18 protein-coding genes are annotated in these 18911 nt (G+C 68.7%); 10 read left to right on the forward strand and 8 right to left on the reverse strand.

Going from position 1 to position 18911, the window contains the following annotated elements; translation table 11 throughout:
* Nucleotides 1-88 precede the first annotated feature (88 nt).
* The gene (locus HWY45_RS19610) at nucleotides 89-1072 is read left to right on the forward strand and encodes an NAD-dependent epimerase/dehydratase family protein (RefSeq protein WP_059884052.1); all 984 of its coding nucleotides are present in this window, start codon (nucleotides 89-91) and stop codon (nucleotides 1070-1072) included.
* A gap of 36 nt (nucleotides 1073-1108) precedes the next feature.
* Here the strand turns inward: HWY45_RS19610 and HWY45_RS19615 are convergent, their stop codons facing one another.
* The 5 genes from HWY45_RS19615 to HWY45_RS19635 all read right to left on the reverse strand — a co-directional run bounded on the left by HWY45_RS19615 (nucleotide 1109) and on the right by HWY45_RS19635 (nucleotide 5942).
* Nucleotides 1109-1810, reverse strand: coding sequence for a DUF2848 domain-containing protein (locus HWY45_RS19615; protein ID WP_059884053.1), 702 nt, complete (start codon nucleotides 1808-1810; stop codon nucleotides 1109-1111).
* Between the two features lie 57 nt (nucleotides 1811-1867).
* Complete coding sequence (locus tag HWY45_RS19620; protein ID WP_059804626.1) at nucleotides 1868-3175, reverse strand: MFS transporter; 1308 nt, start codon at nucleotides 3173-3175, stop codon at nucleotides 1868-1870.
* Between the two features lie 74 nt (nucleotides 3176-3249).
* Complete coding sequence (locus tag HWY45_RS19625) at nucleotides 3250-3945, reverse strand: DUF4286 family protein (protein WP_059884054.1); 696 nt, start codon at nucleotides 3943-3945, stop codon at nucleotides 3250-3252.
* A gap of 103 nt (nucleotides 3946-4048) precedes the next feature.
* A complete protein-coding gene (locus tag HWY45_RS19630) occupies nucleotides 4049-5044 on the reverse strand; it encodes a LysR family transcriptional regulator (protein WP_059884055.1) in 996 nt (331 codons plus the stop codon).
* Nucleotides 5045-5150: 106 nt separating this feature from the next.
* Nucleotides 5151-5942, reverse strand: coding sequence for an SDR family NAD(P)-dependent oxidoreductase (locus HWY45_RS19635; protein WP_059884175.1), 792 nt, complete (start codon nucleotides 5940-5942; stop codon nucleotides 5151-5153).
* Nucleotides 5943-6261: 319 nt separating this feature from the next.
* On the opposite strand from HWY45_RS19635, the gene ypfJ reads away from it, so the two are divergent.
* Entirely contained in the window at nucleotides 6262-7137 is an 876-nt protein-coding gene (gene ypfJ / locus HWY45_RS19640) for a KPN_02809 family neutral zinc metallopeptidase (RefSeq protein WP_059884056.1), read from the forward strand.
* Nucleotides 7138-7246: 109 nt separating this feature from the next.
* On the opposite strand, the gene HWY45_RS19645 is transcribed toward ypfJ, so the two are convergent.
* The 3 genes from HWY45_RS19645 to HWY45_RS19655 form a co-directional block, all read right to left on the reverse strand.
* Entirely contained in the window at nucleotides 7247-7675 is a 429-nt protein-coding gene (locus tag HWY45_RS19645) for a hypothetical protein (protein WP_059804642.1), read from the reverse strand.
* Between the two features lie 15 nt (nucleotides 7676-7690).
* Nucleotides 7691-8656: a hypothetical protein gene (locus HWY45_RS19650; RefSeq protein WP_124491037.1), complete on the reverse strand. Its 966-nt coding sequence runs from the start codon at nucleotides 8654-8656 to the stop codon at nucleotides 7691-7693.
* A gap of 288 nt (nucleotides 8657-8944) precedes the next feature.
* Nucleotides 8945-9100: a hypothetical protein gene (locus tag HWY45_RS19655; RefSeq protein ID WP_155631909.1), complete on the reverse strand. Its 156-nt coding sequence runs from the start codon at nucleotides 9098-9100 to the stop codon at nucleotides 8945-8947.
* Between HWY45_RS19655 and HWY45_RS19660 the strand changes: the two genes are divergently transcribed.
* The 8 genes from HWY45_RS19660 (at nucleotide 9093) to HWY45_RS19695 (ending at nucleotide 18888) form a co-directional block, all read left to right on the forward strand.
* Nucleotides 9093-9806: a helix-turn-helix transcriptional regulator gene (locus HWY45_RS19660; RefSeq protein WP_059884057.1), complete on the forward strand. Its 714-nt coding sequence runs from the start codon at nucleotides 9093-9095 to the stop codon at nucleotides 9804-9806. The genes HWY45_RS19655 and HWY45_RS19660 overlap by 8 nt on opposite strands.
* A 119-nt stretch (nucleotides 9807-9925) precedes the next feature.
* Nucleotides 9926-11428, forward strand: a complete 1503-nt coding sequence (locus tag HWY45_RS19665; RefSeq protein ID WP_059884058.1) for an aldehyde dehydrogenase family protein — start codon at nucleotides 9926-9928, stop codon at nucleotides 11426-11428.
* 43 nt (nucleotides 11429-11471) lie between these two features.
* Nucleotides 11472-12812 carry an aspartate aminotransferase family protein gene (locus tag HWY45_RS19670; RefSeq protein ID WP_059804653.1) on the forward strand — a complete coding sequence of 447 codons (1341 nt, stop codon included), beginning with the start codon at nucleotides 11472-11474 and terminating at the stop codon, nucleotides 12810-12812.
* Nucleotides 12813-12929: 117 nt separating this feature from the next.
* Entirely contained in the window at nucleotides 12930-14429 is a 1500-nt protein-coding gene (locus HWY45_RS19675) for an APC family permease (RefSeq protein WP_059884059.1), read from the forward strand.
* The gene (locus HWY45_RS19680) at nucleotides 14426-15103 is read left to right on the forward strand and encodes a DUF3156 family protein (RefSeq protein ID WP_059884060.1); all 678 of its coding nucleotides are present in this window, start codon (nucleotides 14426-14428) and stop codon (nucleotides 15101-15103) included. The genes HWY45_RS19675 and HWY45_RS19680 overlap by 4 nt, the downstream gene beginning before the upstream one ends.
* 74 nt (nucleotides 15104-15177) lie before the next feature.
* The gene (locus tag HWY45_RS19685) at nucleotides 15178-16122 is read left to right on the forward strand and encodes a helix-turn-helix domain-containing protein (RefSeq protein WP_059884061.1); all 945 of its coding nucleotides are present in this window, start codon (nucleotides 15178-15180) and stop codon (nucleotides 16120-16122) included.
* 127 nt (nucleotides 16123-16249) lie between these two features.
* Nucleotides 16250-17458, forward strand: a complete 1209-nt coding sequence (locus HWY45_RS19690) for a porin (RefSeq protein WP_059884062.1) — start codon at nucleotides 16250-16252, stop codon at nucleotides 17456-17458.
* A gap of 191 nt (nucleotides 17459-17649) precedes the next feature.
* On the forward strand, nucleotides 17650-18888 hold the full coding sequence (locus HWY45_RS19695) for an ABC transporter substrate-binding protein (protein ID WP_059884063.1): 1239 nt from the start codon (nucleotides 17650-17652) through the stop codon (nucleotides 18886-18888).
* Nucleotides 18889-18911: the final 23 nt, after the last annotated feature.

The following is an 18911-nucleotide window of genomic DNA, read 5'->3' on the forward strand; positions in this document are numbered from 1 at the left end:
ATAGCGGGTCGATCACGTTAGGCAATTCCTTGCTATCCCGATGCGGCCCAGAATGCACCGCAGACGAACGCGACTTGGGAGAGCGGCAATGGCAACACGGGTGGACGGGGCGGAACGGTGGGCGCTGGTGCTCGGCGCGACGGGCGGCATCGGCGGCGAGGTCGCGCGGCAATTGCGCGACGCGGGCTGGCAGGTGCGCGCGCTGCGACGCGGCGCAGCGACGGGCGAGGCAACACGGCGCGACGGCCTGACCTGGGTACAGGGCGACGCGCTCGACCGCGAGGCCGTCACGCGGGCCGCGCACGGGTGCAGCGTGATCGTGCATGCGGTCAATCCGCCCGGCTATCGCAACTGGTCGACGCTGGTGCTGCCGATGATCGACAACACGATCGCGGCGGCCGCGTCGGCGGGCGCGACCGTCGTGCTGCCGGGCACGGTCTACAACTACGGCGCCGACGCGTTTCCGGTGCTGCATGAGGATTCGCCGCAGCATCCGTCCACGCGCAAGGGGGCGATTCGCGTCGAACTGGAGCGCCGGCTGCAGGCGGCGGCCGCGCAGGGCGTGCGGACGATCATCGTGCGCGCCGGCGATTTCTTCGGGCCGCGGGCCGGCAACAACTGGTTCTCGCAGGCGCTGGTCAAGCCGGGCCGGCCGGTGCGGGCCGTGAGCCTGCCGGGGCAGCGCGGCGTCGGCCATCAATGGGCATATCTGCCCGACGTCGCGCGCACGATGGTGGAATTGATCGCGCGTCGCGACAAGCTGGCGCCGTTCGCGCGCTTTCACCACGCGGGCCATTGGGACGAGGACGGTACGCAGATGGCGCAGGCGATCTGCCGCGTCACGCAGCGGCATGGTGCGCACCCGGTGATGCGGCGCTTGCCGTGGTGGCTGCTGCGCGCGGCATCGCCGTTCGTGCCGACGCTGCGCGAACTGCTCGAGATGCGCTACCTGTGGCGCGAACCGATCCGCATGGACAACGCGCGGCTGGTCGAGGTGCTGGGCAGCGAACCGCATACGCCGCTCGATGCAGCGGTCGAGGCGACGCTGGCGGGGTTGGGGTGCGTGCGGTGAGCGACACCCCGCAAGCCGCACGCATCCCGCCGGCCGCTACGCGACCACCGGCAGCACCTCGACCGCATACCGATGCCGCAGGCTGCGCCCGAGCACCGGATCGTGCAGTTCCATCTCGAACGCATCGCCGTGCGCCATCGCCGCGATCGCGCCGTGCACGGCGACCGTCCCGCCATACATCGCGCAGCGCGCCGGCATCGCGCGCGCATCGTCGAAGCGGCGCCACAGCGTGTCGGGCGCGAGCAGACCGCCGAGCGCGCCATGCTGGTAAGCGACACGCTCCCCGCTCGTCGCGATTCGCCACGACCGCATTTCGAGCGCATCCCAGTGATCCGCGACATCGGCATGCCGCCATGCATCGCGGCCGAGCGGCTTCGCGCACACCTGCTTCGACACGGCCACGCCGTACGCCTCGACCTCACGATCCGTGTGATCCGAGCCGAGCGTCACGAGCGTGCCGAGCGGGCTGTCGAGCAGCACGCATTCGATTTCGCCGCCCGAGCGCGCGCCGAGCACGCTGATCGACGCCGCCTGTGTGAGCAGCGCGGGCGCGACCCGATAGAAGCACGGCGTGGCCGATGGCGGCGCGACGCCGAGCGCGGCGAGTTCGTCGATGTGCGCGCGGATCGCGTCGGCGTCGCGGCCGGCCCAGCCGGCGATGACGACCCGCTCGATCGCGACGGCGACGACTTCCGGCGGGCCATGGCGGGGAATGACGTTGAACGACAGGGGAGGCATGCAGATCTTTCTCCGTGTGGGGTTCGGGGCAGTGGAACGGCGAGCGCGCGGCAGCGCTCATTGCGCGAGCGGCCGGTGCGCGGTTTCGCGAGCGGCCAGCAGCGCGAGCGCGGTCACGACGAGCGCCGCGGTTACGTACAGCGAGACCGCTGTCGTCGTGCCGGTCTGCCGGAACAGCGCGGTGATCACGAGCGGTGCGAAGCCGCCGCCGACGATGCCGGCCAGCGTGTACGCGAGCGACGAACCGGCATAGCGCACGCGCGTCGGAAACTGCTCGGTGATGAACGCGGCCTGCGGGCCATACATCGCCGCGTGGATCACGAGGCCGAACGCCGCCGCCGCGACGATCACGCCCGGTCGCGCGGTGTCGAGCATCACGAAGAACACGAACGCCCACACGATGCCCGCGAGCGCGCCGGCCAGATAGACGGGGCGGCGCCCGAAGCGGTCGGACAGCGCGCCGAAGAAGGGCACCGCGAGCGCGTTGCAGGCGGTGCCGGCCATCACCGCCGTCAGCGCGACGGGCCGCGACAGGTTCAGCACGGTGGTCACGTAGGTCAGCGTGAACACGACGATCAGCGCATAGAGCACGTCCGAGCCGATCCGCACCCCGCCCGCGATCAGCAGCCGGCGCCAGTAGTGCTTCAGCACTTCCGCGACCGGGATTTCCGCCGTCGCGTTCGATTCGGCGAGCTGCTCGAATTGCGGCGTTTCGTCGACGCCGTGCCGCAGCCACAGGCCGAAGCCCACGAGCAGCAGGCTGGCCGCGAACGGCAGCCGCCAGCCCCACGCGAGAAAACCGTCCGGCGACGTGGCGAGCGTCACGAGCGCGATACAGCCCGTGCCGAGCAGCGTGCCGAACGACGGGCCGACCTGCGTCCACGACGCGGACAGGCCGCGCCGGTTCTGGTCGCCGTGCTCGACGGACAGCAGCACCGCGCCGGCCCATTCGCCGCCGAGCGCGACGCCCTGCACGAAGCGCAGCGCGACCAGCAGGATCGGGCTCAGGATGCCGGCGCTCGCATAGGTCGGCAGCGCGCCCATCAGCGCGGTGGTCAGCCCCATCAGCACCAGCGTGAGCATCAGCACCGCGCGGCGGCCGATGCGGTCGCCGAGGTTGCCGAACACGAAACCGCCGAGGGGGCGCGACACGTAGCCGACCGCGTAGGTCGAGAACGCGAGGATCGTGCCGGCCAGCGGATCGACCGACGGGAAGAACAGGCGGTTGAAGACGAGCGCGGCCAACGTGTTGTAGATCGTGAAGTCGTACCACTCGAGCGACGTACCGATCATGCTCGCGGTCGCGAGACGGCTGTTGCGGACGCGGTGCGGCGCACCGGCGGCGGGCGGGGCAAGGGTGTTCATGGTTGTCTGTGCAGGTCGTGAGGTGACGGGAGAGGCGGGGCGAACCCGATGCGCGCGGCAGGATGCTCGGGCGCTCACGCGCCGATCGCCGGCGCGGCGGACCGGTCGGCTGCAGCCGCCCCCCTGGCGGCCAGCGGCGGCGCGGGGCGCGCGGCGATTCGCCAGAGCAGATCGAAGGTGCGGACGTCGTCGTGTCCGGCAAGCTCGACCGCCACCCGGCGCGCGGCGTCGGCGTCGCTGCCTTCGATCAGCACGAGCGCGTCGGCGAGCGGCCGGGCGGCGGGGTCGCCGATCGGGGCGGAGAGTTCGGGCTCAGTACGGAACAGCCGCGCGGCGTGGATGCCGGGTTCGCGCACGGCGGCATCGACACGCTCGCGCAGCAGCGGCACGTCGAGCCGCGCGGGCGGCAGCACGAACATCGCGAGATGCACGCCTTCGCCGTCGCCGGCCTCGATCGTCAGTTCTCCAACGCGCCGCTGCGTGGCGCTCATGCGGCCAAAGTTCGCGAGCGACCACGGCGTCTGCTGCGTGAACGCGTGGCGGTACGCGTCGCTGCGGAACACGTCGAGCGTATCGGTGACGTACAGCGCCAGATACTTGCGCGGCCCAGGATCGGTTGCCCGGAAACGCCGTGCGTACCGGAAGCCGGGAATCGCGACGCGTTCCTGCATGTGCTCGCGGTCGTACCACGCGTTGAAATCGGCTTCGTGCAGCGGGTCGATGTCCGTCCAGACGCAAAGCTGGCCGTGCGGAAGAAAGGTGCGGCTCATCGCGGAGATTCCTCGTGACAGGGTGCGAGACAGGAACCTCAGTGTCCCGAACACGCCCCGCACGCGTCCAACAAGAAATCAAATTCGCGGTGAACAGGTTTTCTTATGACTTGCGCGGCGCGCGTGCGGTGCGGGCGCCGCGTTTCGACGTGCGCTCGGCGGATGCCGGGAGCGGCGCGGCCTGCGTGTGTGCTTGCGTGCCGGCCGCACCGTCGGTTGCCACGGACGGCATTGCGCGCGCGACTTCGCTCGCGAGTTCCGCGATGCGCGCCGCGACCGGCAGGCCCTGCGTCCGGTACGACGCGACGAGCGGCAGCGCGGGGAAGTCGGGCTCGACGTCCAGCAGTTCGAGTGCGCCTTCCTGCAGCTCGCGCCGGATGATCGCGGGCGGCAGCGCGGCGACGCCGAAGCCGTCGGCGACGAGGCGAATCATCGCCGCGACCGACGTGATGCAGTTGATGCTGGCCGGGCGCTCGACGGCGGCGAACATCCGCTCGACCGTCGCGTGCGGCCCCGAGTGGCGCGAGAAGCTGACGATCGGGAAGCCGGCCAGTTGCGCGACGCCGAGCCGCTCGCCGGCGAGACCGAGCCGCGGGCTCGCGACCCAGCGCACCGCGAACTCGGCGAGCGGCAGGTTGGTGAAGTCGGGCCCCGGCACGGAGTCGGTCTGGAGGATCAGGTCGACGCCGTCCGTGCTCAGCAGGCGCATCAGGTGCCGCGTGGTGTCGCTGGTGATCTCGACGTCGAGCCGCGGATAGCGCTCGCGAAGCTGCGCCATCAGCGCAGGAAACCAGCTGTGCACGATCGATTCGATCACGCCGATGCGGATCAGGCCGGCGTCGCTCGCCGCATCGATGTCGCGGCGCATTTCGCTGTCGAGCCGCACGATCCGCTCCGCGTAGGCGAGCATGCGCCGGCCCGCCGGCGTCAGCGTGGCCGAGCGTGCGTTGCGGTCGAACAGGCGGACGTCGAATGCGTCCTCGAGCGATGCGATGCGGCTCGACACGGCGGCCTGCGTCGTGTGGAGTTTCTCGGCCGTGAGCCGGAAGTTTTCCAGCTTCGCGAGCCAGACGAAGGTTTCCAGAAACCGGATGTTCATCGAATCTCGACAATAAAGGCGCGCATCGCGCGGACGGTTCGCAGGCCGGATCGATGGTAACGGATTCCGCGCGCAGGACAAGCTGCGCCGGCGTGCATCACGCGTCTTAAAGGTCGGCAAGCGCCAGCGTCGGCACGTCGACGCACATCGCGCCGCCATCGGCGACGAGCGTCGCGCCGGTCACGAACGACGCATCCGGCGACGCGAGGAACGCGCACACCGCCGCGATCTCGTCCGGACCGGCCGCGCGGCGCAGCGGCACGTCGGCGCTCACGCGTGCATAGGCCGCGTCGAGCGATTCGTCGTGCCGCGCCATCAGCGGCGCCATCTCCGCATCGGCCATCGGCGTGCGGACCCAGCCGGGGCACACCGCGTTCGCGCGCACGCCGTGCGGCCCGTAATCGCGTGCGAGCGAGCGCGCAAGCCCGAGCAGCGCATGCTTGCCGACCGTGTAGCCGCACACGCCGGGCCCGGCCGCGAGCGCGGCGATCGACGCGACCAGCACGATGCTGCCGCGCTGCGCGATCAGGTCCGGCAGGCAGGCGCGGGCGCTCACGAACGCGGTGTCGAGGTTCGCGTGCATTGCGTCGCGCCAATGCGCGTCGTCGGTCTCGTCCGCGCGGCCGACGCCGTGCCCGCCCGCGCACGCGACGAGCGCGTCGATGCGGCCGAAGCGCTCGGCGATACGCGGCAGCAAGCGGCTCCAGTCGGTCGCGCCGGCTGCGTCGCCGGCCAGCGCGAGGCCGCCCGTTTCGGCCGCCAGCGCGTCGAGCGGCGCCCGGCGCCGGCCGATCAGCACGACGCGGTCGCCCTGCCGCGCGAAGCGGCGCGCGCACGCGGCGCCGATGCCGGTGCCCGCGCCGGTGATCGCGATCGTGCGGGGGTGCGGGTGCGTCATCATGTTCTCCGGAAGGTGTCGATTCCGGTCACTGTAGGCGGCGTGGCGGCGCGCGGCTATCAGCCGGATGGCTGAACCCCGGCCGTGGCGCGCGTCGCCCGGTTATCGTCTGTCGAAATGCCGCACGCGGCTGGCACACTGTGCAATTCGAGACACGCCGCGTTCGCGCGGCGCGCCGCATTTTGCAAAAACTGACGATCGCGCGCGCCCGATCGCTCTATGCTCGATATTTTTGCGATATGCCGTCAAAGCTCGGCACAATAGCGCCGGCGGCCGGCGCGATCCGGCCGGCACAACGACAAGCAAGGGAGAGTCCGCCATGAGACTGGACGACGAAGCAGAAAGCCAGAATGTCGAGGATCGCCGCAGTGGCGGCGGCTTCGGCGGCGGGCGGGCGACGATCGGCATCGGCACGATCGTCATCGCGCTGGCCGCATCGTATTTTTTCGGGATCGACCCGCGTGTCGTCCTCGAAGGCGCGTCGGCGCTGCAGGGCGCGCGGCAGCAGCAGGCCCAGCCGTCGGCCGCGCAGCAGCACGCCGCGCCTGCGAACGACGCCGGCGCGGTGTTCACCCGCAAGGTGCTCGGCAACATCGAGCGGACCTGGGGGAACATCTTCGCGGCGCAACTGCACGAGCAGTACCAGCCGCCGACGCTCGTGATGTTCCGGAACGCCACGCCGACGGCCTGCGGCACCGGCCAGACCGCGATGGGGCCGTTCTACTGTCCGGCCGACCGCAAGGTCTATATCGATCTCGGGTTCTACAGCGACCTGCGCAACCGCTTCGGCGCGGGTGGCGATTTCGCGCAGGCGTACGTGATCGCGCATGAGGTCGGCCATCACGTGCAGAACCTGCTCGGCATTTCCGGCAAGGTCGACGCCGCGCGCCGGCGTTCGAGCGAGGCGCGCGCGAACCAGTTGTCGGTGCGCATGGAACTGCAGGCCGACTGCTTCGCGGGCGTGTGGGCGAACAACGCGCAGCGCGCGAACCAGCGGCTCATCGAGCCGGGCGACTTCGAGCAGGGCCTGAAGACGGCTGCGGCGATCGGCGACGATCGTCTGCAGCAGCAAGGGCAGGGCTATGTGGTGCCGGAGAGCTTCACGCACGGCACGAGCGAACAGCGGGTGTATTGGTTGCGGCGCGGGCTCGAGTCGGGGCAGTTGAGCGTGTGCGATACGTTCGCGGCGCGGTGAGGCGGGCTGCCGCCATGCACATCGTCAAGTCAACCGCCCCGACGAAACCGGGGCGGTTCGCCCGACGATGCTTCACTCGGTTGGCGTAACCCGGCTCAAGACCGGCGACCTACGCCGCCGCCTTCGCGGCTAACAGAAATGTTCTCCCGGTGGAGATGACGGAGAGTGACGGCCCTGCGGCGAGTGAGGCCACGAAATTGATGAAAGCGGTGACTGCCGCGACGGTCGTCGCAATCCGCGCGCTCGTCTTGATAGCATCCGCGAGCGTCCGTGCGCACTGGTTGATGACGTCGACTGCCTCTCCGGAATCGGCCAGCGCGGCCGTCATGTTGTCGACGGTGATCGTCTGAAGCGCCGCAAGCAACGTGTTGGACTGCCCGATCAAGTTGAGTGCCAGCGCCAGCTCGTCCCGAGTCTGCTCGGGATCCGCCGTCAATTTATGGACCTGCGTGCCGATTGCCTGCACGTACGAGATGCCGACGTCCTTGATCTGCTGAAGTTCGTCTTGCGTCGGTGAGACGGAGATAGCGGGTGCCATACATGACTCCAGTTTTCAGAATGCCTTCCTGAGCGCTTCCGCGGTGTCGTAAGCGGACTTCGAAAAATCCTTGATTTCAACCGCCACATCCTTCGCGGATGGCGACTGTACGCTGGACTGCGCGGCCTTGAATGCCGGCATGAGCTTGTCCAGAAGGGTGACGTACTGATTCAGCGCGTGCTGCTGAGCCTCGCTTTTTGCCGACATCGCGGCCATCTCCGTCGAGATGCTTTCCTGAGCGACCGGCTCGAAGTAGTAGCCCGCTGACTGGAGGACCAAGAACAGATCCTTTGCCTGGAGTGCAAGCTGCTGATTGGACTGGAGCTGTGTGCCGTAATTGCTCGCCAGCGTTTTAAGGGCGCCGACAACCTTGGCGACGCTTTCCGAGCTCTCGTCATTCAGCACGGAAGCAAGCTTATTTTGACGGTAGGATCGAATGGCTGCCGAATAGATGAGCTTTTGCAGGCTGTCGACCGCCTGCACCTGGCTTGTCGAGATCAGCGAGGATCCATCCGGGTTCTTGAATCCGGCCAGACTCTGCGGAAGGCTGTCAAAGGCAGGGTTGTAGGTGACGAATTGATCCTGCGAAAGGCTTTTCAAGCCCGATGCATAATTCGACAAAGCCTGGTTGAGGAGTTGCAGGGCGGGGGTCAGTTTGTTAAGCCGTACGCAATTGTCCTTGACTTTCTCTCGAACGGGTTTCAGTCCGTCGACCAAGCCTCGGGCTGCCTGTTCGACCATCGGATCAATTTTCTTCCCGGTGGTTTTGGCATGTGCCAGCGCAGAAGCGCCGACATTGTATTCCGCTCGGAAAAGCGATTCGAAATCCGTGCATGTGTCGGGCAGGTTCGAGAATACGGTATTCGTCTCGGACGCCACGTTGGAGGCGGAATTCGCGAATGCCGAGACGTTGGACAGGTTTGTGGCGCACCCCGCCAGCAAGCAGGAGATGCCGGCGCACATCCAGAATTGAAGTCGCATGTTTTTCCCCGGATCGCGAAAGATTCGCTGATTTCTTATTGCGCGGCAGCAATTGAAGCCTGCTCGCTTGCGCGTGGTCACGTGGGCGTCTGAATTGCGTGGTGATGGATCGCGACAGACGGTACGAAGAAATCTAATACACGAATAAACCTTAAGCAACTGGAATTCGAGCGTTAATTCAAGGTGATTTTTTATTAATGCTAGCGTTTACTTCATTTGGCGATTTGTATGTAAATGCATGCGATGTGACGGCGGGATGGAGGCCGCTGACTTGTCCTTCGCAGCCAATCACCGCAATGCGTATTCAGTCTCGGTCAAGTCGCTGTTCTCGATGGCGGGCAACCTGCCGTCCCGGCGACTTGCCGATTTGTGCTCACGCGCCATGCGTCGGCGCCGGTAGTCTGCCTCGACATCCGACGCGTCCGCCAGCCAGCCGATGTCCATCACGCCGATTTCATCACCGCCTTCCGATGCCGCCACCGCCGACTGGCATCGCGCGCTGCGGGCCTGCGTGAGCGCCTTCGGCGCATTCGCGCGCCCATCGGCGACCGTGTTCTATCGGCTCGACGCGAGCGGCGAGCCGGCGGATTTCGAACTGTTCGGGATGCCGGAATCGATGCACCGCACCTATGTCGCCCGTTACCGGATGCTCGATCCGCTGCATCCGTCGCGTTGCGCGTCGGGCGCCGGCGAGGTCGTCACGCTCGCGTCGCAACTGCCCGACGCGTGCCGCGACGCCTCTGCGTACTGGACCTGCTTCCTGCGCCGCCACGATGTCGCCGACGTGATCGAGATATGGCTGCGCGACGCGGGCCGGACGGTCGGCGCATTCTCGCTGCTGCGTTTCGGCGCGGCGGGCCGCTTCTCGCCGAGTGAAATCGACGCGCTCGCGCGTGTGCAACCGGTGGCCGAGGCTGCGCTGGGCCCGCTGCTGCGCGCGCGGCGCGGCATCCACCGGATCGGCTGCGAGGAGCGCCTGACCTACCGCGAGGAGCAGATCGCGCGCCTCGTGCGCGACGGTCGCTCGAACAAGGAGATCGCGCGCGATCTCGCGCTCGGCCAGCCGACCATCAAGACGCACCTGATGCGCATGTACCGCAAGCTCGGCGTGTCGAACCGCACCGAGCTGGTCGGCGCGCTGTTCCTGTAGTCGCCGCAGCCCCCACACGCTGCCAATTTGCGCTCACGGCGCGCCGAACCCGCTCGATACAGTGGTGCGACGCCCGCGTGCCACGCACGCGGCCTCGACCCGACACCTTCGAGACGCTCATGACCTCAACGACCTTCGTCGCCGTCAGCGACACCGTGCGCCGCTTCGTCGCGCGCGACTTCGGCCTTTTCATCGATGGCGACATGCAGCCCGCGCACGCCAGCGCACGGCTCGACATCTACAACCCGGCGACCGGCGAGCGGCTCGCGTCGGTCGCGGACGCCGACGAACACGACGTCGGCCGCGCGGTCGCGAGCGCGAAGCGCGCATTCGACGCGCGCGTATGGAGCGGCCTGCGCCCGGCGGACCGCGAACGCATCCTGCTGAAGCTCGCCGACCTGATCGAACGCGACGCCGAAACCCTCGCGCAGCTCGAGACGCTGAACCAGGGCAAGTCGATCCACGTCGCGCGCGCGGTCGAGGTCGGCGCGAGCGTCGAATACGTGCGCTACATGGCCGGCTGGGCGACCAAGATCACGGGCCAGACGCTCGACGTCTCGATCCCGTTCCCGCCCGGCACGCGCTACACGGCCTATACGCGCAAGGAACCGGTGGGCGTGGTCGCGGCGATCGTGCCGTGGAATTTTCCGCTGATGATCACCGTGTGGAAGCTCGTGCCCGCGCTCGCGGCCGGCTGCACGATCGTGCTGAAGCCGTCGCCGGAAACGCCGCTCACTGCGTTGCGCCTCGCCGAGCTTGCACGCGAAGCGGGCGTGCCGCCGGGCGTGTTCAACGTCGTCACCGGCGGCCGCGCGTGCGGCGCGGCGCTCGCGAGCGATCCGTCGGTCGCGAAGATCTCGTTCACGGGCTCGACCGCGACCGGCAAGCTGGTCGGCGCGGCGGCCGTGCAGAACATGACGCGCTTCTCGCTCGAACTCGGCGGCAAGAACCCGATCGTGATGCTCGACGACGTCGACGTGCAGCAGGCGCTCGACGGCGTCGCGGCCGGCGCGTTCTTCAACCAGGGGCAGGTGTGCGCGGCCGCGTCGCGCATCTACGTGCACCGCAGCAAGTTCGCGCAGCTTGCGGACGGCCTCGCGGGCGTCGCGCAGTCGATGAAGCTCGGGCCGGGGCTCGACACGAGCGCGCAGATCAACCCGCTCGTGTCCGCGCAGCACCGCGACAAGGTCGTGCAGCACATCGAAGGGGCGCGCCGCGACGGCCTCACGTTCCTCGCGGGCGGCACGCCGGCCGACGAGCTGCCCGGCTACTTCGTGAAGCCCGCGGTGATCGCCGACCCGCGCCCCGACAGCGCGATCGTGCGCGACGAGGTATTCGGGCCGGTGATCGTCGTGATGCCGTTCGACGATGCGGCCGACGCCGTGCGGCTCGCGAACGCGTCGCCGTACGGGCTCGCCGCGAGCATCTGGAGCAACGATTTGACGCGCGTGATGAACCTCGTGCCGCAGATCGAGGCCGGCACCGTGTGGGTGAACTGCCATATCCCGCTCGATCCGTCGATGCCGTTCGGCGGCTACAAGCAGTCGGGCATCGGCCGCGAGTTCGGCCAGCACGCGATCGACGGCTTCACCGAAACCAAATCCGTCTGCATCGCGCATTGACGCGCGGCGCGGCCTGACCACCCATCCAAAACCGGAGACTGCAATGAGCTACAACGAAGCGAAGTTCTGGCACCCGATGCTGCACCCGAACGACATGAAGCGGCGCCAGCCGATCCGCATCGTGCGCGGCGACGGCTGCTACGTGTTCGACGAACACGGCAGGCAGCTCGTCGACGGCGTCGCGGGGCTGTGGAACGTGAACGTCGGCCACAACCGCCAGGAAGTGAAGGATGCGATCGTGCGCCAGCTCGACGAACTCGAATATTTCCAGCTGTTCGACGGGATCAGCCACCCGCGCGCGGAAGAGCTGTCGAAGCTGCTGATCGACATGCTAGAACCGGAAGGGATGCGCCGCGTGCTGTACAGCTCGGGCGGCTCGGATTCGATCGAGACCGCGCTGAAGATCGCGCGCCAGTACTGGAAGGTGCGCGGCCAGGCCGACCGCACCAAGTTCATTTCGCTGAAGCAGGGCTACCACGGCACGCATTTCGGCGGCGCGTCGGTCAACGGCAACACGGTGTTCCGCCGCAACTACGAGCCGAACCTGCCGGGCTGCTTCCACGTCGAGACGCCGTGGCTGTATCGCAACCCGTTCACGCAGGATCCCGAGGAACTGGGCCGGATCTGCGCGGAGCTGCTGGAGCGCGAGATCCTGTTCCAGAGCCCCGACACGGTGGCCGCGTTCATCGCGGAGCCGATCCAGGGCGCGGGCGGGGTGATCGTGCCGCCGGCCAACTACTGGCCGCTCGTGCGCGAGGTGTGCGACCGCTACGGCGTGCTGCTGATCGCCGACGAGGTCGTCACGGGCTTCGGCCGCAGCGGCAGCCTGTTCGGCAGCCGCGGCTGGGGCGTGCGCCCGGACATCATGTGTCTCGCGAAGGGCATCTCGTCGGGCTACGTGCCGCTTGGCGCGACCGCCGTGAACGCGCGGATCGAGGACGCGTTCGCCGGCAACGCCGATTTCGGCGGCGCGATCATGCACGGCTACACGTATGCGGGCCACCCGGTCGCGTGTGCGGCCGCAATCGCGAGCCTCGACATCGTGCTGAAGGAGGATCTGCCGGCGAACGCGGCGAAGCAGGGCGCCTATCTGCTCGAAGCGCTGCAGCCGTTCGCCGGGCGCTTCGCGGCGGTGGGCGAGGTGCGCGGCAAGGGGCTGATGCTCGCGCTCGACCTCGTCGCGGACAAGGCGACCCGCGAGCCGATCGATCCGCTGTCCGGCTATGCGAACGCGGTGGCCGAGGTCGCGCGCGAGCACGGCGTGCTGGTGCGCCCGGTCGGCACCAAGATCATCCTGTCGCCGCCGCTCGTGATCCAGCGCGAGCAGCTCGACCGGATCGTTGACGCGCTCGCGGCCGGCTTTGCCGCGGTGCCGTTCGCGTAACGCGGGCCCGCCGCGCGGGCGGCACGGACGCCGCCCGCCGGTTTGCCGATTTGAGCTATCTCTCGCTTTTTTGGATTACGTATTTTGTCGACATCGGACGGTAGATAGGAGACGACGATGTCGGAATGGTCAGGGTATACGAGCACGGCGGGCGACACGTCCGCCGCCGCGACGGGTGCGCAGCACGGCACCGTGCTGAAGGCGGGGGCGGTCGGCTTCCCGACCGCGCTGGCGAGCGCCGTCGGGCTCATCATGGCGAGCCCGGTGATTCTCACCGCGACGTCGGGCTTCGGGATGGGCGGCTGGGCGTTCGCGGTCGCGATGATCATCGCGTTCGTGATGATGCAGGCGCAGGCGACGACCTTCGCCGAGGCGGCCGCGATGCTGCCCACCGCGGGCTCGGTTTACGATTACCTGTCGTGCGGGCTCGGCCGCTTCTGGGCGATCACCGGCACGATTTCCGCGTATTTCCTCGTGCATGTGTTCGCGGGCACGGCGGAGACGATCCTGAGCGGCATCATGGCGCTCGTCAACTTCGAATCGCTGAACGCCGCGCTCGAGCAGCACAACAGTTCGTGGCTCGTCGGCGTCGTCCTCGTGATCACGTTCGCGATCACCAACATCATCGGCATCAAGGTGTTCAGCAAACTCGAGATCGTGCTGACGGCCGGCATGTGGCTGTCGCTGATGATCTTCGGGATCCTCGGCATCGCCGCCGCGCCGGCCGTGCAGCTCGACGGCTGGTTCGGCCGCTCGGAAGTCGGCACGACGGTGCCGGCCGTGCTGTCGCTCGTCGGGATGGCGATGTTCATGTTCGTCGGCTGCGAGTTCGTCACGCCGCTCGCGCCGGAGATGAGAGCGCCCGGCCGCACGATTCCGCGCGCGATGGCGCTCGGCCTCGTCGGCGTCGCGGTCTGCATGTTCCTGTACGGCGCGGCGATCCGCCGCCAGGTGCCGAACGTCGCGGTCAGCGCCGACGGCCTCACGCACCTGCTCGACACGCCCGGCGCGATTCCCGCGTTCGCGCTGCAGGTGCTCGGGCCGTTCGGCCGCGTGTGGTTCGGCATCGCATTCCTGTTTGCCGGCGCCGCGACGATCAACACGCTGATGGCCGGCCTGCCGCGCATCCTGTACGGGATGGCGATCGACGGCGCGCTGCCGCGCTGCTTCGCGTACCTGCATCCGCGTTTCAAGACGCCGGTGGTCGGCATCGTCGCCGCGGCGGTCGTGCCGATCTTCCATGCGTGGCTGATCAAGGGCAACCTCGACAGCATCCTGCACCTCGTGCTCGCGGCGACCTGCGCGTGGGGCACCGCGTACCTGCTCGTCACGGCGTCGGTCGTGATGCTGCGGATCCGCCGGCCGGACCTGCCGCGCCCGTACCGCTCGCCGTGGTTCCCGCTGCCGCAGATCGTGTCGAGCGTCGGCATCGTGCTCGCGATCTGGTACATCACGCCGCCGGGCATGAACCCGCGCGACATCTACGTGCCGTTCGGTGCGATGCTCGGGCTGACCGCGCTGTATGCGCTGTTCTGGACCGTCGTCGTGCAGCGCCGGCATCCGTTCAGGCCGGTGCCGGTCGAGGACGTGCTGCGCAACGAGCACGTCGCCGGATGAAGGCCATGCTCGCCCGCTGGCGCGCCGCACCCGGTGCGCCGCCGCCCGGCTACCGGCCCGGCGCGACCGCCGTGCGCGTGCTGGCCGACCTGAGCGCTACGCGCGACAGAGCGGGCGGGGCAAACGGGTCGAACGGGTCGAACGGGTCGAACGGGGCGAGCGGGGCGAGCGGGGCGAGCGGCGCAAACGGCGCAAACGGCGCAAACGGCGCAAACGGCGCGGCGAGGCTGCCGAACGGCGTGCGGGTGAGCGCCACCGAGCAGGTCGCGCGGCAGTTCCTGATGCACACGGTCAGCGTGCGGATCGCGGTGACGGCGCGCGGCCCGGCCGCGCACGGCAGTGCGCGTGTGTTACAGACGGGCTGGCTGCGGCGCACCGGCGTGCGCGCGGCGCCGCGGCCCGGGTGCGATCCCGATTTCGCGCGGATCGTCGACGCGCTGCTGGCCGACACGGCGCTCGCCGACGCGCTGCGGCCTGTCCATTTGGCGGATTGCGCGATCGACGCGCATGACGGATGCTGGACCCTGACCATCGTGCCGTACGGCGGCAGCGAGGTCGTGAACCGGATGCCGTCGTTTCGCCGCTACGTGCGGCTGACGGGCGAGCAGGCTACTGCGCTGTCGGCGGTCTGCGCGGCATTCGATCGTGTATTGCGCGGCTTTTTGCGAAGGTAAGCTGTGGCGTCGCGTGCCGACGCACGATGCCGGCGGCCGCGCGCAAGGGAATCAGGGTTCCACCGGAGGCGCCGATGTTGTTCCAGTCACGTTCGCACGAAGACGTGCACGACCATGGGCTCGCGATCGCGGGCTGGCATCAGGTCTATCGTCAGATGACGCCGGGCCGGTTCAAGGGCACCGTCACGCAGGTGCTGTACGACGATTTCCACTTCTTCCGCGAAACCACCAACCGGCGCGTTGCGCAGACGGGCGTCGCGCCCGCTGGCCGCACGTCGCTCGCGGTGCCGCTGTCGATGCCGCTCGCGGGCACGTTCCAGGGGCAGCCGATCGACGGCTATGCACTGCTCGCGCTGCGCGCCGGCGAGGATTTCGAGTTCCATACGCCCGAAGGGATGGGCCTCGTCGGGATCAGCACCGCGTCGGATCTCGTCGACGAGCTGTGCGAGGTCGAGTTCGGCTCGGGCGCGGCCGGCGGGCGCAAGCTGCATCACGTGACGCGGCTGTCGGACGCGCAGGGCGTCGCGCTCGGCGCGCGGCTGTCGTCGCTGATCGACGAAGCGCAACGCAACCCCGGCTGCCTAGAATACGCGGCGACGCGCCGGATGTTCCGCGACGCGATGCTCGGCATGTTCCTCGACGCGCTCGACCAGGCAGTCGGCGCGGAGCGCCGCGACATCACGCATGCGACCTACAGCGACATCGTGCGCCGTTGCGAGCGGCACCTGCGCGAGCGGCCGGAGGAGCCCGTCACCGTGCTCGAGCTGTGCCGCGCGTTGCGCTGCAGCCGGCGCACGCTGCAGACGAGCTTCCAGCGCGTCGCCGACGTGACGCCGGTCGGCTACCTGCGCACGATCCGCCTGAACGCGGTGCGGCGCATGCTGCGCACGACGACCGCGCAGCAGCTCGGCGTCGGCGAGGCGGCCGCGAGCTGGGGCTTCACGCACCTCGGCTATTTCGCGCGCGAGTATCGCGACCTGTTCGGCGAACTGCCGTCGCAGACGCTGCGCCCCGAATGAGCGCCACGCCGCATCCGTTTGCCGATTTGCGATAGAGGTCCGGAATTTTCGCCGGATAGAGTCCCGTCACCCACATCATCAACCATATCGCTTCGCACAGCGAAGCGATAACCATCAGGGGACGGGAATGACGATCGGACGACGACTGGCCGCGGCGGCGGCTGCAGCTTCCTGCGTTCACGCGCACGCGCAGACTTCAGGCAGCGTGACGCTGTACGGCACCGTGGATACCGGCATCATCTACTCGACGAACCAGCAGTTCACGCGTGCGGACGGCAGCGTCGGCGGCGGGCATGCGTGGCAGATGGGCGGCGGCAACCTCGTGCCGTCGCGTTTCGGCCTGCAGGGCGCGGAGCCGCTCGGCGGCGGCCTGAATGCGGTGTTCGCGCTCGAGCAGCAGTTCCTGTCCGCGAACGGGCAGGCGCTGCAGGGCGGTGCGGCATTCAGCCGGCAGGCGTGGGTCGGGCTGCGGCAGGACGGCGTCGGCACGCTCGGCCTCGGGCGGCAATACGATTCCTATACCGACATGCTCGGCGCGTACGTGTCGAGCAACAACTGGTCGACGCCGTACGGTTCGCATCTCGGCGACGTCGACAACCTGAACGCCGCGTTCAACTTCAACAACGCGGTGAAGTTCACGAGCACGGATTTCAACGGCCTCGCGTTCGGCGGCACGTTCAGCTTCGGCGGGCAGGCCGGCAATTTCTCCGCGAAGCGCGGCTATGCGCTGGCCGTGTCGTACAACCGCGCGCCGGTGTCGCTCGCGCTCGGCTACCTGAACCTGCGCCAGCCGCTCGACGCGGCGCTCGGCGGCCAGAGCGGCTATATCGGCGATTTCTCCTGCAGCAACCCGGGCGCGATGTACTGCCTGCTGCAGGACGCCGCGTCGATGCGCACGTTCGGCGCGGGCGGCTCGGTCGCGCTGGGCGCAGCGACGGTCGCGCTGACCTATACGCACACGCGCCTCGACGACAGCAACTATTTCTCGACGAGCGCGCAGCCGCGCACGCAGGCATTCACGTTCGACGCCGGCGAACTGAACGTCACGTACATGTTCACGCCCGCGCTGCAGGGCGGCGTTGCGTACATCTTCAACGCCGCGCATACCGACGGGCGCGGCACGACGCGCTTCCACCAGGTGAACGTCGGCACCAACTACAGCCTGTCGAAGCGCACCGCGCTGTATGCGGTCGCGATCGGCCAGCTCGCGAGCGGCACGGGGCTCGGCACCGATGCGGGCGGCAACCCGGCCAACTACGCGCAGATCCCGGTGCTCGGCAACAGCAATTCGAACCGGCAGCTCGCGGTGATGGCGGGGATACGCGTGAACTTCTGACCCGGCGACGGCCGGTTGCCGGGGCAGGCGCGGCGGGGCGGCCGCCCGAACCCGCACAAGCCGCCTGCCACAATTCCTTAACGATCGGCGTGAACAATGGCGTTCGTCTCGAGCGGCCCGAGCCGCCCCTTTCGTTGCACACGTGTGCAACGGATTGCCGTTCCACCATCGCGCCCATCGTGAGGAAGACCATGACATTTTTCAGCCGCCTGTGCGCGCTGTCCGCCGCCGTTGCGCTCTCCGTCGTCGCGTCGCATGCCGTTGCCGCGGATCTCGTCATCGCGGGCCGCGACGACATCTACGGCAAGGGGCTGGCCGACGCCGTCGCCGGCTTCCAGAAGCTGCATCCCGGCACCGACGTCGAACTGCTGAAGCTGCCGAACGCGAACCTCTACCAGAAGCTCAAGCTGTCGATGCGTGAAGGCACCGGCGCGTACGACCTCGTGATGATGGACGACACGTGGTCGCCGGAATTCATCGGCAACGGCTGGCTGAAGCCGCTGCCGGCGACGCTCGCGGACGCCGACCTGGTCGCGTCGACCGTCGCGCTCGGCCGCAACGCGGCGGGCGGGCTGTATGCGCTGCCGGTGGTCGGCAACGTCGAGATGTTCGCGTACCGCAAGGATCTGCTCGCGAAATTCAAGCTGCAGCCGCCGCGCAACTGGGACGACGTGCTGAAGATCGCGCAGACGCTCGGCGGCGCGGACAAGAGCCTGAGCGGCGTCGTGTTCCGCGGCACCAAGGGCAACCCGGTCGTGACGGGGTTCCTGCCGATCCTGTGGGCGTACGGCGGCGACGTGCTCGATCGCGCCGGCAACGTGACGATCGATTCGCGCGAGGCGCAGGCGGCGCTGAAGACCTTCCTCGCGCTGAAGGCGTACGCGCCGAAGGACGTCGACGTGTACGGCGCGGCGGAAGTGCGCGATGCGCTGCAGCGCGGCACCGCCGCGCAGGCGATCGAGGTCTGGCCCGCGTGGGTGCCGGCGCTCGACGATCCGAAGCAGTCGCGCGTGGCCGGCCAGATCGCGCTGCAGGCGCCGCCGGGGCAGACCGCGGGCCCCGCGCCGATGCTCGGCATCTGGCAGATGGCGATTCCGAAGGGCGCGCCGCATGCGAAGCTCGCGCAGGATTTCCTCGCCTACCTGACGTCGCGCGACACGCAGGCGCGCCTCGCCGCGCTCGGCATTCCGCCGACCCGCAAGAGCGTGTTCGAGGATCCGGCGCTGGTGCGGCAGTATCGCTGGTACCCGGATCAGCTGAAGGCGCTCGAAGCGGGCCGCGCGCGGCCGCGCGTGAAGGACTGGCAGCAGATCGAGAGCATCCTCGGCGACCAGCTGCAGCTCGCGCTGACGGGGCAGGCCGCGCCCGACGCGGCGCTGCGCCAGGCGCGGCAGAAGATCGCGCAGGCGATGGCCGCGGCGGGCAAGTGACGCATCGCGCCGACGCATTCGAC

The sequence above is a fragment of the Burkholderia stagnalis genome (assembly GCF_902830275.1).
Taxonomy (GTDB): domain Bacteria; phylum Pseudomonadota; class Gammaproteobacteria; order Burkholderiales; family Burkholderiaceae; genus Burkholderia; species Burkholderia stagnalis.

Bases quoted from the DNA above. Each gene is read 5' to 3' on its own strand.
- HWY45_RS19610 (WP_059884052.1), top strand. From the start codon at position 89: ATGGCAACACGGGTGGACGGGGCGGAACGGTGGGCGCTGGTGCTCGGC.
- HWY45_RS19615 (WP_059884053.1), bottom strand. From the start codon at position 1,810: ATGCCTCCCCTGTCGTTCAACGTCATTCCCCGCCATGGCCCGCCGGAA.
- HWY45_RS19620 (WP_059804626.1), bottom strand. From the start codon at position 3,175: ATGAACACCCTTGCCCCGCCCGCCGCCGGTGCGCCGCACCGCGTCCGC.
- HWY45_RS19625 (WP_059884054.1), bottom strand. From the start codon at position 3,945: ATGAGCCGCACCTTTCTTCCGCACGGCCAGCTTTGCGTCTGGACGGAC.
- HWY45_RS19630 (WP_059884055.1), bottom strand. From the start codon at position 5,044: ATGAACATCCGGTTTCTGGAAACCTTCGTCTGGCTCGCGAAGCTGGAA.
- HWY45_RS19635 (WP_059884175.1), bottom strand. From the start codon at position 5,942: ATGACGCACCCGCACCCCCGCACGATCGCGATCACCGGCGCGGGCACC.
- ypfJ (WP_059884056.1), top strand. From the start codon at position 6,262: ATGAGACTGGACGACGAAGCAGAAAGCCAGAATGTCGAGGATCGCCGC.
- HWY45_RS19645 (WP_059804642.1), bottom strand. From the start codon at position 7,675: ATGGCACCCGCTATCTCCGTCTCACCGACGCAAGACGAACTTCAGCAG.
- HWY45_RS19650 (WP_124491037.1), bottom strand. From the start codon at position 8,656: ATGCGACTTCAATTCTGGATGTGCGCCGGCATCTCCTGCTTGCTGGCG.
- HWY45_RS19660 (WP_059884057.1), top strand. From the start codon at position 9,093: ATGTCCATCACGCCGATTTCATCACCGCCTTCCGATGCCGCCACCGCC.
- HWY45_RS19655 (WP_155631909.1), bottom strand. From the start codon at position 9,100: ATGGACATCGGCTGGCTGGCGGACGCGTCGGATGTCGAGGCAGACTAC.
- HWY45_RS19665 (WP_059884058.1), top strand. From the start codon at position 9,926: ATGACCTCAACGACCTTCGTCGCCGTCAGCGACACCGTGCGCCGCTTC.
- HWY45_RS19670 (WP_059804653.1), top strand. From the start codon at position 11,472: ATGAGCTACAACGAAGCGAAGTTCTGGCACCCGATGCTGCACCCGAAC.
- HWY45_RS19675 (WP_059884059.1), top strand. From the start codon at position 12,930: ATGTCGGAATGGTCAGGGTATACGAGCACGGCGGGCGACACGTCCGCC.
- HWY45_RS19680 (WP_059884060.1), top strand. From the start codon at position 14,426: ATGAAGGCCATGCTCGCCCGCTGGCGCGCCGCACCCGGTGCGCCGCCG.
- HWY45_RS19685 (WP_059884061.1), top strand. From the start codon at position 15,178: ATGTTGTTCCAGTCACGTTCGCACGAAGACGTGCACGACCATGGGCTC.
- HWY45_RS19690 (WP_059884062.1), top strand. From the start codon at position 16,250: ATGACGATCGGACGACGACTGGCCGCGGCGGCGGCTGCAGCTTCCTGC.
- HWY45_RS19695 (WP_059884063.1), top strand. From the start codon at position 17,650: ATGACATTTTTCAGCCGCCTGTGCGCGCTGTCCGCCGCCGTTGCGCTC.